This window comes from Georgenia sp. AZ-5 (assembly GCF_043952095.1).
Taxonomy (GTDB): Bacteria; Actinomycetota; Actinomycetes; order Actinomycetales; family Actinomycetaceae; genus Georgenia.
The window spans coordinates 2088870-2103988 of sequence record NZ_JBINOU010000001.1 but is presented as its reverse complement, the minus strand read 5'-3'; the positions used below and the strand labels follow the sequence as shown (position 1 = coordinate 2103988).

The window sequence follows — 15119 nt, the reverse complement described above, 5'->3', positions numbered from 1 at the left end:
GGAGCGCTCGGCGACCAGCGTGGCCGGACAGAAGTAGCCGGCCTGCTCGGTGGCCGGGTCGCCCCCGACGAGAACGCGTACGCCCGCGTCCTTCGCCGCCTGAACGAGGTTGGCGACGATGTCGAACTGGGCCTTGTTCTGCAGCGGGCCGAGCACGTTGTTCTCATCCAGGCCGACGCCCATCGGGGTCCGCCGGACGACTTCCGTCAACGAGTCGCAGACGTCGTCGTAGATGTCCTCGTGCACGTACAGCCGCTTCAGGGCGGCGCAGGTCTGGCCGGTGTTGACGAACGCGCCCGAGAAGAGGTCCTCTGCGATGGCGCGCGGGTCGGCGTCGGGGAGGACGATGCCCGCGTCGTTGCCACCAAGCTCAAGGGTGAGCCGCTTCACGGTCTCGGCAGAGGAGCGAATGATCGCTCTGCCGGTGGCGGTGGAACCGGTGAACATGATCTCGTCGATCGCCGGGTGGGCGGCCAAGGCCTCGCCCGACCTCGCGGCCACCCGAAACCACGGGCAGCACTCCGGCCGGCAGGGCGGTGTTCAACACGTGCGCGAGGGCGAGCACGGACAACGGGGTGTACTCGGACGGCTTCATCACCACGGTGTTGCCCATCCGCAGGCTGGGCGCGAGCTGCCAGGTGCTGATCATCATCGGCCAGTTCCACGGGCCGATCGCACCCACGACGCCAAGCGGCCGGTAGTGCAGCTCGGCACGGCCGCCCTCGTCGTCGACGACGACCTCAGGCTCTAGCCCGAACGACGCCGTCGCCCGCAGCCAGGCGGCGCAGGCACCGACCTCGAAGCGGGCGTTCGGGCCGTTGAGCGGCTTGCCCTGCTCGCGGGAGAGCAGCTCGGCAAGTGCGTCGGCGGAGGCCTCGACGGCGTCGGCGGCCCGGTTGAGGTACGCGCTGCGCCCCAAAGAGACTTCGAATCTGTTGAGCCAGCGCTCCGCTGAGAGCACTGTCGCTCCGTGCTTCAAGGTCCGGTCCTGGCCGCCGTCGCCGCATAGGAGTGTGGTGATCCGGGCCATCCGTACTGGTGTGCGCCGTCATTGCGTTCGGGTGCAGCTTGACCAGACGCGGTTCCTTGCGGGCCGGCTCCTTGGGGTTGAACCACTACCTCGCCGGTTGCGGTTGAGTCTTCGCGGAGCATCCAGCCCATGCGCTTGTAGGTTCGGACCCCGACGTCCGACTCGACCACCTGGGCGCCCGGTGCAGCGGTTTGCAGCCCTGCCTCGACGTCGAAGATGTCGCCGGGGGTGCGGAGCCAGAGCTGGAACGTGAGGTTGGTGTCTCCCGTGGTGGAGGCGCACAGGCGCAGGGTTCGATAAGAGCGGAGGTAGCGCACCGCCGCCTCGAGCTGGGCCGGTGGTACACGGACGTACCACTGGCACGACACGGGATAGCCGGAATGTTCTTGAGCTAGTTCACACCGGAGGGTGATCAGCCCCGTCTCAAGTGCTTGCCGCAGCTGTCGGGCCGCCGTTGTTGGGTGAGTTCGCGTCGTCCTGGCGATCTCCGCTGCGGTGGCCCGTCCATCGCGCTGAAGCACGGCGGTCATCTCCCCGAAGCGAGATGGAGTGGCGCCGCGCTTACGGAGCGTCTCAAGTCGCAGGGTGGCTACGCGGCGCTGCTGCTCAGGTGTGAGGACGTCAAGGCGCCAGTTGCTGGCGGTTGCGTACAAGCGGGTGACCACGTTGACCTGGGCACGCAGGATCGCCGGATCCGCCCGTACCAGCGGCAGCACAGCCCGAGCCATCTGTTGCCAGCTTCGTGTCAGGACGGTAAGGCGGATGTCCCATGCTCGCGCAGCTTCCTCCACGGTGTTGATTTCCGCTGCCGCGCACAGCCGCTCCAGCACCTCTGACCGGCGACCCGGTCTGCACTCGACGCCGATGAACGTGGAACAGCCCTGCGTACCCGAAATGCCGAGATGGCCGGTGACCCATGCGCGGCCATCGGTCCGAAGTCGGTCCCACCGGGCGGCCAGCGTCGTGGGGTGCCGGCCGAGCGCGGCGGCCAGCTGGGACCAACTAGCCCGCGGCGCGATTTGCAAGGCATGGACGAGTTCGAGATCAGCGAGAGGAAGTTCCATGCTCGATCCTTCGGTCCGAGGGCGCCCCGGTGCATCAATTCGCGAATACTGCAGGGCAGTGTTCAACATCACACCACCCTCAGGGCAAGAAGCAACCTACCGAAAGGACATCTCGCATTCACTGCCCCTTCCCCAGCTGGTCGACCGCATCTCGACCCGACCGCTCGTGATCCATAGGTATGCGGGGGCCTCGTCACTGCCCGCACCACCAACCAGGGACTGCCTGATGTGCCCCGCAGGAGGAACTCCTGCTCGGCTGCATGGTCCGGATCGCGAATATCGACCCGCAAGGAACCACGTCTCGCACTCTGAGCCCTGCGTTCGCCCGATCCTCTCTAGGGAGCCCTCATGACTGTGCGCACCGTTGTCGACGGCGCCTCCACCGACATCCTGTCCGTGGCTAACCTGCCCGTGCTCTGGATCTGCGCCCTCGGTGTCTTCGCCGTCATCACTGTCCAGACCCTCATCTACGTCCGAGCCGCCCGCGCGGAGGGCCCGGCTATCGGGATAAGTCCGGCAGAGTTGAAGACGTCCTTCCGTGCCGGGGCGGTTGCGGCGATCGGCCCGTCCCTCGCCGTGGCGCTGGTAGCCGTGGCTTTGTCGACCGTGTTCGGTACTCCCGCTGTCTTGGTGCGGATCGGGCTGATCGGGAGCGTGGGATTCGAGACCGGGGCCGCCAGCATTGCCGCCGGCACAATGGGGGCTGATTTGGGCGGCCCCGCCTATACCCAGAGCGTGTTCGCGGTGGCGTTCATGGCCATGAGCCTCGGTGGGGCAGGGTGGATGCTCGCCACTCTGGTCTTCACCCCACTGCTCAAGCGCGGCGACGCCGGCATGCGCAAGGTCAATCCCGCGGTGATGACCGTCGTTCCGGGGGCGGCTCTGCTCGGGGCGTTCTTCGCTCTGGGCTTCGGTGAGTTGCCGAAGTCGGGCAACCATGTGGTGGCCTTTCTAGCCTCCGCGGCTGCGATGGCGGTGTGCCTTGGGGTCGCCAAGGTGCTGAAGCGTCGGTGGATCACCGAGTGGTCGCTGGGTGTCGCCATCCTGACTGCCTTGGTGGTCACCTACTTCGTCGTCGGCGCCGGCGTCTTCACCGCAGCCTGATCCCCGAGACCAAAGGAGGACATCTGTCATGACTTCTATGAATTCTTCTGCTGCTGCCCTGCGGCGCTTCGATGCCACCACGGCTCGGTGGGGTCGGCTGACCATGATCGCCGCGTTGCTGTTCTCCCTGGCGGGGCCGGCCTATCTGGTCTTCTTCAGCGGCCTGGAGGTGGACCACAGCCGGATCTGGACCGCTGTGCTGGCAATCGCTGGCACCTTCGGGGTGCTGTGGTTCGTGGAACCGCTGACCTACTACCCCATCCTGGGCCAAGCCTCGATGTATCAGGCGTTCATGATCGGCAACATCTCCAACAAGCTGTTGCCTTCGGCACTGATCGCCCAGTCCGCCATCGGCGCCAAGCCGGGTACACGGCGCGGGGAACTGGCGGCGGTCATGGCCATCGGTGGAGCGGCGGTAGTGCACCTGGTTTCGCTGCTGATCTTTGTCGGCCTCTTCGGGTCCTGGCTGGTCAGCGTCGTCCCGGCCGAGATCGTCGCCGTGCTCCAGACCTACATCTTGCCCTCGGTGCTCGGCGCGGTGCTCGTGCAGGCGATCGTCTCGATGCGCCAGCCGCGGGTAACGATCATCGCCGGGGTCGTCGCCACAGCGGTGGTGTTCGTGCTGGTGCCGGCGATGCCGGCACTGGCCTTCTTCGGCACCGCTATCGCAGTGATCACAACCGCCATGCTGGCCTGGCTCCTGCGCGAGAAGCCCGCTTCGGCCGCCCCTTCCGAGCCATCTTCCGCGCGCGAGGAGCAGCCCGAGCGCAGCTGAACCCCATGCCGACCCGGCACAGCATTCACGACCAGCCCTCTGTAGGAGCAGCACATGACCACCGTCACCACCCCGCAGCTCACCGCGGAACTGCGCGAGCAGATGCACCAGTTCTACCGTCACCTGCACGCTCACCCGGAACTATCGATGCAGGAGCACAACACCGCGCAGCTGCTCGAGGACAAGCTCGGTGAGCTCGGCGTCGAGCACTTCCGGTGCGGCGGCACCGGGGTGGTGGGCGTGCTGCGCAACGGGAACGGACCTACGGTCGGCTTTCGTGCCGACACCGATGGACTGCCGCTGGCCGAGGACACCGGGGTCGACTACGCCAGCACCGCCACCGGACGCCTGGAGGACGGCACCAAGGTGCCAGTCATGCACGGTTGCGGTCACGACATGCACATGGCGGTGCTGCTGACCACCGCTCAGTTGCTGACCGAGGCGCGGGACGCCTGGGCAGGGACCGTGGTGCTGATCTTCCAGCCGGGGGAGGAGACCGCCGCGGGGGCGATAGCCATGCTGGAGGACGCGCTGTGGACCAAGGCGCCGGTCCCGGAGGTGATCTTCGGTCAGCACGTGATGCCGTCGCGGGCCGGCACGATCAGCTACTCGGCGGGGGATGCCACGGCACTTGCCGACTCGTGGAGGGTAACCCTCCACGGCAGGGGGGCACACGCCTCACAGCCCCAAGACGCCACCGACCCCATCGTGCTCGGGGCGCACATCATCACCCGGATCCAGACCATCGTCTCCCGGGAGATCGACCCGCACCGGGCCGCAGTGGTCACCGTCGGCACCTTCCGCGGCGGACTCAAGGAAAACATCATTCCCGCATCGGCCGAATTCACCCTCAACGTGCGTACTCTGGACCCCGCCGTCCGCGACCACGTGCTCGCAGCGCTGCGGCGAATCATCACCGCTGAAGCCACCGCCTCCGGAGCCCCGGAACCGACCATCGAGGTCCTCTCTACCTTCCCGCGCAACTACAACGATCCCGACGCCACCGCTGCTCTGATCGAGCATTTCCAGAGGGGGCTGGGAGAACAGAACGTGGTGGAGGTCAAGCCGCTGATGGGATCGGAAGACTTCGGAGCCCTCGCGACGGCGATCGGGGTGCCGTCGGTGTTCTGGATGTTCGGCGGCCACGACCAGGCCACCCTTGACGGTGAGGGGCCGGTGCCCGTAAACCACTCCCCGTTCTTCGCCCCAGCGATCGAACCGACCATGTCCACCGGGGTGCAAGCGGCCCTCACCGCGATCCTTTCCCGCGTGGGCCGCTGACCAGCCGGGCAATACACCCCAGAGGAGTACCGCCCGGCCGGCTCTTGCCCAACGAGCCCGTTCCCAACCAAAGCTCCCCGGAAGCTGGTGGCTGGGCCAGTCACTCCTCCACTCTGGGCGACAGCCCCGGCCCTCTTGGCGGGCGGTGCCCCACTGCCCCTGGTCGCGCGCGAACAATCGAGCTGCTGAGCGGTGTGCGCGGTGGACGAGGGGCTAGCCCACCGCGCCTGGCACTCCCCCGCCGCCCCCCGGTGTTCTGAGGTGGTGCCGTGGTGGTCGCGCGGGAGACGCACGCGAGCCGGCAGGTGCGCCGGCGCGCGGCCGCGCTGCGGTCCCGCGCGATGCTGCTGCTGGGGCTCGGCGGCCTCGCGGTCTGGCAGGCGGCGCCGGGCGCGGACGTCGTGGGCCCGGCGGCCCCGCCGGTCAACCCGCTGGCCGGCGTCCTGCCCGCGGCGCCGCAGCCGTGGACCGGCGAGGCGACGGGGTGCACGGTGCCGGATCCCTGCGACACCCCGCCGGCACTGACAGGCGCCGCCCACCGATGGCCCTCATGACACCGAAATCGGCACAATTCCGCGGTTCTTGAACCTCGGATTTGAACCCACGACCCCTTGACCCCCAGATCAAGGCACCCCTGTCCGCGCCCCGTCCGCCCCGATACTTCTTTGCAGGTCACAACCCTTCCCCGACCCTGGTGAACCCCTCCGAACCGGGGCGACCGGTGCCTCCTGGCTACATTTCTGGCTACATGCGCCATCTCCGAGCGACCTCCGGAACCGTCTCTCCTTGCGCCCAAAGGAGGTCCTGCCGCGCACACAGAAGTCCTCCTCGATCACGGCAGGACCCTGGGCACCGGAAAGCTGCTGTGGCCGTCACCCCGAAGATGACGGCTTGGTCGTGCTCGGATTCGATGACCACCACGGTGCCGTCGGTTGCGCAGCGGGTGCACTAGCGAGCTTTCCCCGACACACCACCGGGCATTTGGTAGATCCGGCTACCGGCGAACCGCCTCTCCACTCCCGCGGGCGCCGGGCGGCCTCAGCGCAGCACGACGGTCCGGTTGCCGTGCAGGAAGACCCGGCTCTCGCAGTGCCAGCGGACGGCGTTCGACAGTGCCTTGCACTCGGTGTCCCGGCCGGCGGCGACCAGCTCCTCCGGGCCGAGGGCGTGGTCGACCTCCTGCACCTGCTGGGAGATGATCGGCCCCTCGTCGAGGTCGCTGGAGACGTAGTGGGCGGTGGCGCCGACCGTCTTGACCCCGCGCTCGTAGGCCTGGTGGTAGGGCTGAGCGCCCTTGAAGCTGGGCAGGAAAGAGTGGTGAATGTTGATCGCACGCCCGGTGAGCCGGGTGGCCAGCTCGTCGCTGAGGATCTGCATGTAGCGGGCGAGCACGACCAGCTCCACGTCCAACCGGTCGACCAGCTCCAGCAACCGGGCCTCGGCCTCGGGCTTTGTCCCGGCCGTCACGGGAAGGTGGAAGAACGGTATGCCGTGCCACTCCACCAGGTCGCGGTGGTCGGGGTGGTTGGACACCACGGCGACGATCTCGGCCGGTAGGTCACCGGTGCGGGTCCGGAAGAGCAGGTCGTTGAGGGCGTGCGCGAACCGGGACACCATGACCAGGACGCGCCGCCGGGCGCCCGCCTCCCGAATCTCGAACCGGGCGCCCAGCTGCGATCCCAACTCGGCGAAGGCGGTCCGCAACGCGCCCGCGCCCGGGTCGGGGTGCGGCTCGCCGATGACGAAGTGCACCCGGAGGAAGAAGTGGCCGGCCCGGAAGTCGTCGAACTGCTTCAGTTCCAGGATGTCCCCGTGGTGCTGCGTCAGAAAGCCGGTCACCGCGTGCACCAAGCCTGGTCGCTCGGGGCAGTCCAGGGTCAGCACGTACGCCGACCCGACCGGCACGCCCCGGCCCGGGCCGGGGGCGGTGGCGGGGATGGACGTCGGCCCCGGACCGGGGGTGGTCGCTTCTCGCGTCATGGTCGATCCTTCCGGGTCAGCACTCGATGACGTTGACCGCCAGACCGCCACGGGAGGTCTCCTTGTACTTGATCTTCATGTCGGCGCCGGTCTGACGCATGGTCTTGATCGCCTGGTCCAGGCTGACCTTGTGGGACCCGTCCCCCTGCCGGGCCAGCCGGGCGGCGTTGATGGCCTTGACCGATGCGATGGCGTTGCGCTCGATGCACGGGATCTGCACCAGGCCGCCGACCGGGTCGCAGGTCAGTCCGAGGTTGTGCTCGATGCCGATCTCCGCGGCGTTCTCGACCTGTTCCGGCGTGCCGCCGAGCACGGCGCACAGGCCGGCGGCGGCCATGGAGCAGGCTGAGCCCACCTCGCCCTGGCAGCCGACCTCCGCCCCGGAGATCGAGGCGTTGATCTTGAACAGGATGCCGATCGCCGCGGCGGTCAGCAGGAACTCGACCACCCCGTCCTCGTCCGCCCCGTCGACGAACCGGGTGTAGTAGTGCAGCACCGCGGGAATGATCCCGGCCGCCCCGTTGGTGGGGGCAGTGACGATCCGGCCGCCGGAGGCGTTCTCCTCGTTGACCGCCAGGGCGTACAAGTTCACCCACTCCATCGCCCACAGCGGGTCGGTCATCGCTCTGCCGTCCTTGGTGGCCTCGGCCTCCTGGGCGCGCAGTCGCTCTCGCAGCCGCGGCGCCCGGCGCTGCACCTTCAGCCCGCCCGGGAGCGTCCGTTCGGTCCGGGTGCAACCGTTCTCGACGCACTGTTGCATGACGTCCCAGATATGCAGCAGGGCTGTCCGCAGCTCCTGCTCGGACCGCCAGCTCAGCTCGTTCGCCAGCATGACCCCGGCGATAGAGGTGCCCGCCTCCCGGCACCGGTGCAGCAGCTCGGCACCGGTGCTGAACGGATACCTCAACGGGGTCGAGTCCGCCACGATTCGGTCCGCGCCGGCAGCCGCCTCGTCGACGACGAAGCCGCCGCCCACCGAGTAGTAGGTGCGTTCCCGCAGCAGGGCCCCTGCGTCGTCGAACGCCTCGAACGTCATGCCGTTGGGGTGGGCCGGCAGCGCCTTGCGCCGGTGCAGCACCAGGTCCTCGGCTGGATCGAAGGCGATCCGGTGAGTGCCGTTCAGGCGCAGGCTCTGGTCCTCACGGAGCGCGGCTACCCGGGCCACCGCGTGGTCGGGGTCGACCGTCTCGGGAACCTCGCCCTCCAGCCCGAGCAGCACCGCCCGGTCGGACCCGTGCCCGTGGCCGGTCGCCCCGAGCGAGCCGAACAGCCGGGCCCGCACCCGGGAGGTGCGGTCCAGCAGCCTGTCGGCGGCCAGCCCGGCGGCGAATAGCTGCGCGGCGCGCATGGGACCGACGGTGTGCGAGGAGGACGGGCCAATCCCTATCGAGAAAAGGTCCAGGGCGCTGAGGGCCATCAGGCGTACTCCCGCATCCCGTCCAGGAGCCAGCGCACGACGTGGGTGGCGAAGGACGAGCGCACCATGACCTGCCAGGTCTGGTCCGCGGTGCGCCACAGGACCGCGGGGGTGCCGGCGAGCTGGGTGGCGACGGCGGCGCCCACCGGGAACGCCCGTGGGTGCAGGTCGAGCCGGCAGCTCTTGTCCAGCACTGACTGGGCGGCGGCGCCGGACAGCTCGAGGGTGGTCCGGTTGGCCGAGACGTCGACCACCTGCCCGGACCGGCCGAGGGCCGCCGCCAGCCCCTCGGCGTACTCCGTGGTGAGGACCCCGGTCTCGGCCTCGTCGGGCGCGACGGCGAGGAACTCGTCGGGTGCCAGCCACAGCACGCGCAGCTCGTCGGGGCCCTCGCTGACCTCGCCCACGTGCCGCGGCAGGGAGGTGCCGAGAGCGGCCTGGAGTGCCTCGCCCGCGGGGGTGCCGGGCACGGCGCGCAGCGCGATCTGGGTGAGGAAGGGGACCTCGCGCAGCCGTACGGCGCCGGCGGAGCCCTGCTCCATCTCGGTGTGGAGGTGGTGGGCGGGGCTGCGCCGGTGGGCCAGTACCTCCGCGCGCCGGGTCGCCGGGTCGCTTCCGACTGTCGTCGCCATGTCAGCCATCTCGCCTGGCTCCTTCCTTGTCGTAGAGCACGGGTTCGTCGATCCGGACCTCGGCGAAGCGTCCGCTGAAGGAGGCCAGGACGGTGTCGCCGATCCGGGTCCTCCCGTCCTTGATCAGGGCCAGGCCGAAGCTGCGCCCCAGTGCCTGGCTGTGGTAGCTGGAGGTCACGTGCCCGAGCATCGGCACCGGCCGCGCGGGCAGCCCCTCACCGGTGTAGCCGCCGAGCGCGTCGGGCTCGACCAGCTGGGCCCCCTCGGGCAGCCGCAGCGACGTGTCCACCGGGAGCACGCTGACCAGCTGCTTGCGGCTGCCCTCGGTGTGCGAGCGCCGGGAGTAGGACCGCTTGCCGATGAAGTCCTTGGTCTTCGAGACGATCCAGTCCATCCCGAGGTCCTGGGGGGTGACCGTGCCGTCGGTGTCCTGCCCCACGATGGGGTAGGCCTTTTCCGCGCGCAGCACATGCATGGTCTCGGTGCCGTACGGCGTGATGCCCAGGTCCGCGCCGGCCGCGGCGATGTCCTCCCAGACCTTGAGGCCGTACCAGGTGGCGACGTTGACCTCGAAGGCCAGCTCGCCGGAGAAGGTGATACGGCAGATCCGGGCGGGAATCCCGGAGGCCAGGACGGTCTCGCGGAACTCCATGAAGCCGAACCCCTCCCGGGAGATGTCCAGGTTGGGGGCGATCCGGGCGATCACCTCCCGGGACCGCGGGCCGACGACGGCGGTGGTCGCCCACTGCTCGGTCACCGAGGTGAAGACGACGTCGAGCTGGGGCCACTCGGTCTGGGCCCACTCCTCGAGCCAGTCCAGCACCTTGGCCGCCCCGCCCGTCGTGGTCGTCATGAAGTAGCGGTCCTCGGCCAGCCGCAGCGTGACGCCGTCGTCGAAGACCATGCCGTCCGGGGTGCACATCACCCCGTAACGGCCCTTGCCGACAGGCAGCTTCTTGAACGCATTGGTGTAGACCCGGTTGAGGAACTCTCCCGCGTCGGCACCGCGGATCTCGATCTTGCCCAGGGTGGTGGCGTCCATAAATGCCACTCCCTGGCGCGCGGCGCGGCACTCCCGGGCGACTGCGGCGTCCATGTCCTCTCCGTCGCGCGGGTAGTACCAGGGCCGCTTCCACTGCCCGACGTCCTCGAACACCGCGCCGTGGGCGACATGCCATGGGTGCGCCGGGGTGGTCCGTGCCGCGTCGAACAGCTCGCCGCGGTGCCGTCCCGCAAGGGCAGCGAAAGCGACCGGGGTGAATGGGGCCCGGAAGGTGGTGGTGCCGATCTCCCCGGGAGTCAGTCGCCCGCCGTCGGACGCCTCGTGGCCGAGCGTCCTGGTGAGCAGGCCGATCGTGGTGACATCTGCGATCTTGCCCTGATCCACCCCGGTGCCGATCGAGGTGTAGCGCTTGATGTGCTCGACCGAGCGCATGCCTGCGCCGGTCGCGCGCAGCACGTCTGCGACGGTCTGGTCCCGCTGCGGGTCCACGATGTGGGTGTCGTAGCTCCCCTCGCGGACGATCCACAGCTGCCGGGTCGAACCGGCCCGGGCCCGTCGCCGTGCGGCCGGGTCGGTCTCCCCTGCCGTGTCGCTGCCCTCACCGGTGCCCGGGAAGCCGGCCGCGGCGGCGGCCGACCGGCCGGCCCGGCGCCCCTCGGCCACACACCCCTCGGTCCAGTAGGTCCCCGTCACCGCCCCGGCCAGGTTCTGATCCCGTACCGGTGTCTCTGGCATGAACCCGGCCAGCTCATCGTCCCAGGTCAGCGCGCCGTGCCGCTGGCTGTGCAGGTGCACGGCGGGGCTCCAGCCGCCGGAGACAGCGACCAGGTCGGCCGCGATCCGGTCCGGCTCACCGGTGGGCCTGCCGGCGGCGTCGATGGGGACCACCCAGGCCGCCCGCACGGCGGTGGTGCCGTCGATCCCGATGACGGCCGAACCCGAACGGATCGGCAGCCCGGCCTCGGCTGCCCGGTCGCGGGCGGCGGAGGGCTCGGACTCCTCACGCGCGTCGACCACGGTCACGTCGGCGCCGGCCGCGCGCAGCGCGTGCGCGGTGTCATACGCGGAGTCGTTCGTGGTGAACACGACCGCTTCTCGACCGGGCAGCACGGCATACCGCCCGAGGTAGGCCTGAACGGCGGAGGCCAGCATGACGCCGGGGACGTCGTTGTCGGCGAACACGATCGGCCGCTCGATGGCGCCGGTGGCCAGCACCACCCGCCGGGAGCTGACGCGCCAGACCCGCTGCCGCGAGAAGCCTGGACGCGGGGTGCCGCCGAACTGCTCACCACGCTTCTCGAGGGCCATCAGGTAGTTGCTGTCATAGCTGCCGAACACCGTGGTGCGGGTGAGCACGGTCACGTCCGGGGCCGCCTCGAGCTCGGCGCGCACCTCCTCCACCCAGTTGGCGGCGGGCTCCCCCTCGACGATCTGTCCCGGGTCGGCCAGCAGGCTGCCCCCGAGCAGGAAGTCCTGCTCGAACAGCACGACCCGCGCGCCGGTCGCGGCGGCCGCGCGCGCTGCCGCCAGGCCGGCGGGACCGGCCCCGACGACGGCGACGTCTGTGTGCACGTTCATCGTGTCGTACTCGGCGGGGTCCGGTCGCTGGTCGAGCACCCCGATGCCGGTGAGCAGGGTGACGTCCATGCCCGGGACGATCTCGACGGTGGTCGCCGGCAGCATCGACTCGTCGTGCGCCCCGCTAACCCGCACGAGGGCGTTGGGCTCCTCGACGCCCGCGGTGAGCACGCCGCGGGGCCGGGACAGGTAGATCGAGTCGCCGACGCGCACCCGTCCCGCGGCAAGCAGTGCGGAGGCGACGGTGTCCCCGGCGTAGCCGGTACACGGCGTGCCGTCGACGACGAACTCGACCGGGCGGGAGCGGTCGATGGCGCCGCCGGCACCCAGTCGCCGGGTCTGATCGGTCCCCATGCTCAGGCTCCCTTGCTGATGGTCTCGGGTCGTGGCTCGGTCAGGGTGTAGACGTGGGCGATCTGGTAGGTCCGCGTGTCTCGCACGGCGTTGAACCACTTGCGGCAGCCGGCCGAGTGCGCCCAGCGCTCGGCGAAGTCGCCCTTGGGGTTGTCGCGGTAGAACAGGTAGGCCGCCCACTCCTCGTCCGACAGGGCGTAGGGGTCCTCGGGGTAGGCGACGTGCGCCTGGCCGCCGTAGCTGAACTCCGTCTCGGGGCGCGGCCCGCAGTACGGGCAGTCGATGGTGAGCATGCGTGTCCTCGCAATGGTCGAATGCCGTGGGATCAGTGGGCGACGGCCGCGGCGCCGTGCTCGTCGATGAGGGCACCGGTGACGAACCGCTCCAGGCCGAACGGGCGGTTCAGCTCGTGCGGCTCGTCGTGGGCGATGGTGTGCGCGTAGGCCCAGCCGGCGCCGGGGACGGCCTTGAATCCGCCGGTGCCCCATCCGCAGTTCACGTAAAGCTGGTCGACCGGGGTCAGGCCCATGACCGGGGAGGCGTCGAGGGTCACGTCCACGACGCCGCCCCAGGTGCGCAGCAGGTGCGCCCGGGAGAAGGCCGGGAACAGCTCGACGGCGGCGGCCATCTGGTGCTCGATGATGTGGAACGAGCCGCGCTGGCCGTAGCCGTTGTAGGAGTCCACCCCGGCGCCCATGACCAGCTCGCCCTTGTGCGCCTGGGAGACGTAGACGTGCACGTGGTTGGACATCACCACGGTGGGGTGGATGATCTCGTGCAGCTCCGAGACCAGGGCCTGCAGGGGGTGGGACTGGATCGGCACGCGGAAGCCCGCCAGCTCGGTGAGCACCGAGGTGTGCCCGGCAGCGGCCAGGGCCACCTTGCCGGCGGCGATCCGGCCGCGGGTGGTCTCGACGCCGGTGACGCGGTCGCCGTCGAAGGTGAACCCGGTGACCTCGCAGTTCTGGATCAGGTCCACCCCGAGCTCGCTGGCGCGGCGGGCGTAGGCCCAGGCGACCCAGTCGTGCTTGGCGATGCCGGCGCGCGGCTGGTAGGTCGCGCCCATGACCGGGTAGCGGATGTCCTCGGCGATGTTGACGATCGGGCAGACCTCCTTGACCTGTTGGGGGTCCAGCCACTCGGCGTCCACGCCGTTGAGCCGGTTCGCCTCCACCCGCCGGACGGAATCGCGCACGTCCTGCAGGGTGTGTGCCAGGTTGAGCACGCCCCGCTGCGAGAAGAACACGTCATAGCCCAGCTCCTCCTCCAGCCGTTCCCACAGCTTCAGGGAGTGCTCGTAGATGGCCGAGGACTCGTCCCACAGGTAGTTGGACCGGATGATCGTGGTGTTGCGGGCCATGTTGCCGCCGGCCAGCCAGCCGCGCTCGAGCACTGCCACGTTGGTGATGCCGTGGTTGGTGGCCAGGTAGTAGGCGGTGGCCAGGCCGTGGCCGCCGGCGCCGACGATGACGACGTCGTAGCTCTTGCGGGGCTCGGGGTTGGTCCACAGGAAGTCGGGGTGCGCGGGCAGGTGGCGCTGGTTCATCGGACCGCCTTCCCGACGGTGGGGTAGAGGGGGAAACGGGCGGCTAGCGCTCTGACCCGGTCCCGCAGCGGGGCGAGGTCGGCCCCGAGGCCCCCGAACAGTGCCGTGGTGATGACGTCGGCCACCTCGGCGAACGCCGCGGCGTCGAAGCCGCGCGTGGCCAGCGCCGGGGTGCCGATGCGCAGCCCGGAGGAGACCATCGGCGGCCGCGGGTCGAACGGCACGGCATTGCGGTTGACCGTGATGCCGATCGAGTGCAGCAGGTCCTCGCCCTGGCGACCGTCCAGCTCGGAGTCGCGCAGGTCGACCAGCACCAGGTGCACGTCCGTGCCGCCGGTGAGCACGCTGATGCCGCGCTCGGCCACGTCCGGTGCGGACAGCCGCTCGGCCAGGACGCGGGCGCCCTGCAGCGTGCGCTCCTGACGCTGCCGGAAGTTTTCCGTCGCGGCGACCTTGAACGCCACCGCCTTGCCGGCGATGACGTGCTCCAGCGGCCCGCCCTGCTGACCGGGAAAGACGGCGGAGTTGATCTTCTTGGCGATCTCGGCGTCGTTGCTGAGGATCACCCCGCCGCGAGGCCCACCGAGCGTCTTGTGCGTCGTGGAGGACACCACGTGGGCGTGCGGCACCGGGGAGGGGTGCAGGCCGGCGGCGACCAGCCCGGCGAAGTGGGCCATGTCCACGAACAGGTGCGCGCCCACCTCGTCCGCGATCCGGCGGAACTCGGCGAAATCCAGGTGCCGGGGATATGCCGACCAGCCGGCGACGATCATCCGGGGCCGGTGCTCGCGGGCCAGCCGCTCCACCTCGGCCATGTCCACGAGGTGGGTGTCCTCCCGCACGCCGTAGGCGACGACGTTGTACAGCTTGCCGGAGAAGTTCAGCCGCATCCCGTGGGTGAGGTGGCCGCCGTGCGCCAGGTCCAGCCCCAGGATGGTGTCCCCTGGGGCAAGGAGCGCATGCATCACTGCCGCGTTGGCCTGGGCACCGGAGTGCGGCTGCACGTTGGCGAACCCGGCACCGAAGAGGCTCTTCACCCGGTCGATGGCCAGGGACTCGACCACGTCGACGTGCTCGCAGCCACCGTAGTAGCGGCGGCCCGGGTAGCCCTCGGCGTACTTGTTGGTCAGAACCGATCCCTGCGCCTGGAGGACAGCCACCGGTGCGAAGTTCTCCGAGGCAATCATCTCCAGGGTGTCCTGCTGACGGGCCAGCTCGGCATCGATGGCGCCGGCCACCTCGGCGTCGACGTCGGCGAGGGACGCGTCGAGGAGGGACCGGGATAGGGCGGGCTGTCTCATGGATCCTCCAGCAGGTCTGGCGCGAGCGACACCACGACGTGTTGTCGACGGCTG

12 protein-coding genes and 1 pseudogene are annotated in these 15119 nt (G+C 69.8%); 4 read left to right on the top strand and 9 right to left on the bottom strand.

Annotated elements, in window-relative coordinates:
* Window positions 1–6 precede the first annotated feature (6 nt).
* Both ACF0H8_RS09890 and ACF0H8_RS09885 read right to left on the bottom strand, forming a co-directional pair.
* Window positions 7–913 (bottom strand): annotated as a pseudogene (locus tag ACF0H8_RS09890) (aldehyde dehydrogenase family protein); the annotation flags it as partial.
* Window positions 914–975: 62 nt separating this feature from the next.
* Window positions 976–2094: an Lrp/AsnC family transcriptional regulator gene (locus ACF0H8_RS09885; protein WP_395288761.1), complete on the bottom strand. Its 1119-nt coding sequence runs from the start codon at window positions 2092–2094 to the stop codon at window positions 976–978.
* 348 nt (window positions 2095–2442) lie between these two features.
* Between ACF0H8_RS09885 and ACF0H8_RS09880 the strand changes: the two genes are divergently transcribed.
* From ACF0H8_RS09880 to ACF0H8_RS09865, 4 genes are all read left to right on the top strand, one after another.
* Window positions 2443–3198 carry a DUF5058 family protein gene (locus ACF0H8_RS09880; protein ID WP_395288760.1) on the top strand — a complete coding sequence of 252 codons (756 nt, stop codon included), beginning with the start codon at window positions 2443–2445 and terminating at the stop codon, window positions 3196–3198.
* Between the two features lie 28 nt (window positions 3199–3226).
* On the top strand, window positions 3227–3973 hold the full coding sequence (locus tag ACF0H8_RS09875; RefSeq protein WP_395288759.1) for a hypothetical protein: 747 nt from the start codon (window positions 3227–3229) through the stop codon (window positions 3971–3973).
* 54 nt (window positions 3974–4027) lie between these two features.
* Complete coding sequence (locus ACF0H8_RS09870) at window positions 4028–5254, top strand: amidohydrolase (protein ID WP_395288758.1); 1227 nt, start codon at window positions 4028–4030, stop codon at window positions 5252–5254.
* A 269-nt stretch (window positions 5255–5523) separates the two neighbouring features.
* On the top strand, window positions 5524–5808 hold the full coding sequence (locus ACF0H8_RS09865) for a hypothetical protein (RefSeq protein ID WP_395288757.1): 285 nt from the start codon (window positions 5524–5526) through the stop codon (window positions 5806–5808).
* 484 nt (window positions 5809–6292) lie between these two features.
* On the opposite strand, the gene purU is transcribed toward ACF0H8_RS09865, so the two are convergent.
* Genes purU through glyA form a run of 7 tightly spaced genes read right to left on the bottom strand, consistent with a single transcriptional unit; the run spans window position 6293 to window position 15065 of the window.
* On the bottom strand, window positions 6293–7234 hold the full coding sequence (gene purU, locus ACF0H8_RS09860; RefSeq protein WP_395288756.1) for a formyltetrahydrofolate deformylase: 942 nt from the start codon (window positions 7232–7234) through the stop codon (window positions 6293–6295).
* Window positions 7235–7250: 16 nt separating this feature from the next.
* A complete protein-coding gene (locus ACF0H8_RS09855; RefSeq protein WP_395288755.1) occupies window positions 7251–8651 on the bottom strand; it encodes an L-serine ammonia-lyase in 1401 nt (466 codons plus the stop codon).
* Window positions 8651–9283: a sarcosine oxidase subunit gamma gene (locus ACF0H8_RS09850; RefSeq protein WP_395288754.1), complete on the bottom strand. Its 633-nt coding sequence runs from the start codon at window positions 9281–9283 to the stop codon at window positions 8651–8653. Before ACF0H8_RS09850 ends, ACF0H8_RS09855 begins: the two co-directional genes overlap by 1 nt.
* A gap of 1 nt (window position 9284) precedes the next feature.
* Window positions 9285–12218 carry an FAD-dependent oxidoreductase gene (locus ACF0H8_RS09845; RefSeq protein ID WP_395288753.1) on the bottom strand — a complete coding sequence of 978 codons (2934 nt, stop codon included), beginning with the start codon at window positions 12216–12218 and terminating at the stop codon, window positions 9285–9287.
* Between the two features lie 2 nt (window positions 12219–12220).
* Window positions 12221–12511 carry a sarcosine oxidase subunit delta gene (locus tag ACF0H8_RS09840; protein WP_395288752.1) on the bottom strand — a complete coding sequence of 97 codons (291 nt, stop codon included), beginning with the start codon at window positions 12509–12511 and terminating at the stop codon, window positions 12221–12223.
* Between the two features lie 32 nt (window positions 12512–12543).
* Window positions 12544–13764 (bottom strand): sarcosine oxidase subunit beta family protein, encoded by a 1221-nt coding sequence (locus ACF0H8_RS09835; RefSeq protein WP_395288751.1) that lies wholly within the window; start codon window positions 13762–13764, stop codon window positions 12544–12546.
* A complete protein-coding gene (gene glyA / locus ACF0H8_RS09830; RefSeq protein WP_395288750.1) occupies window positions 13761–15065 on the bottom strand; it encodes a serine hydroxymethyltransferase in 1305 nt (434 codons plus the stop codon). Before glyA ends, ACF0H8_RS09835 begins: the two co-directional genes overlap by 4 nt.
* Window positions 15066–15119 lie beyond the last annotated feature (54 nt).

Excerpts from the sequence above, each read along its gene's own strand:
- ACF0H8_RS09840 (WP_395288752.1), bottom strand. The coding sequence starts at position 12,511 with ATGCTCACCATCGACTGCCCGTACTGCGGGCCGCGCCCCGAGACGGAG.
- ACF0H8_RS09835 (WP_395288751.1), bottom strand. The coding sequence starts at position 13,764 with ATGAACCAGCGCCACCTGCCCGCGCACCCCGACTTCCTGTGGACCAAC.
- ACF0H8_RS09880 (WP_395288760.1), top strand. The coding sequence starts at position 2,443 with ATGACTGTGCGCACCGTTGTCGACGGCGCCTCCACCGACATCCTGTCC.
- ACF0H8_RS09870 (WP_395288758.1), top strand. The coding sequence starts at position 4,028 with ATGACCACCGTCACCACCCCGCAGCTCACCGCGGAACTGCGCGAGCAG.
- purU (WP_395288756.1), bottom strand. The coding sequence starts at position 7,234 with ATGACGCGAGAAGCGACCACCCCCGGTCCGGGGCCGACGTCCATCCCC.
- ACF0H8_RS09885 (WP_395288761.1), bottom strand. The coding sequence starts at position 2,094 with ATGGAACTTCCTCTCGCTGATCTCGAACTCGTCCATGCCTTGCAAATC.
- ACF0H8_RS09855 (WP_395288755.1), bottom strand. The coding sequence starts at position 8,651 with ATGGCCCTCAGCGCCCTGGACCTTTTCTCGATAGGGATTGGCCCGTCC.
- ACF0H8_RS09850 (WP_395288754.1), bottom strand. The coding sequence starts at position 9,283 with ATGGCGACGACAGTCGGAAGCGACCCGGCGACCCGGCGCGCGGAGGTA.
- ACF0H8_RS09845 (WP_395288753.1), bottom strand. The coding sequence starts at position 12,218 with ATGGGGACCGATCAGACCCGGCGACTGGGTGCCGGCGGCGCCATCGAC.
- ACF0H8_RS09875 (WP_395288759.1), top strand. The coding sequence starts at position 3,227 with ATGACTTCTATGAATTCTTCTGCTGCTGCCCTGCGGCGCTTCGATGCC.
- glyA (WP_395288750.1), bottom strand. The coding sequence starts at position 15,065 with ATGAGACAGCCCGCCCTATCCCGGTCCCTCCTCGACGCGTCCCTCGCC.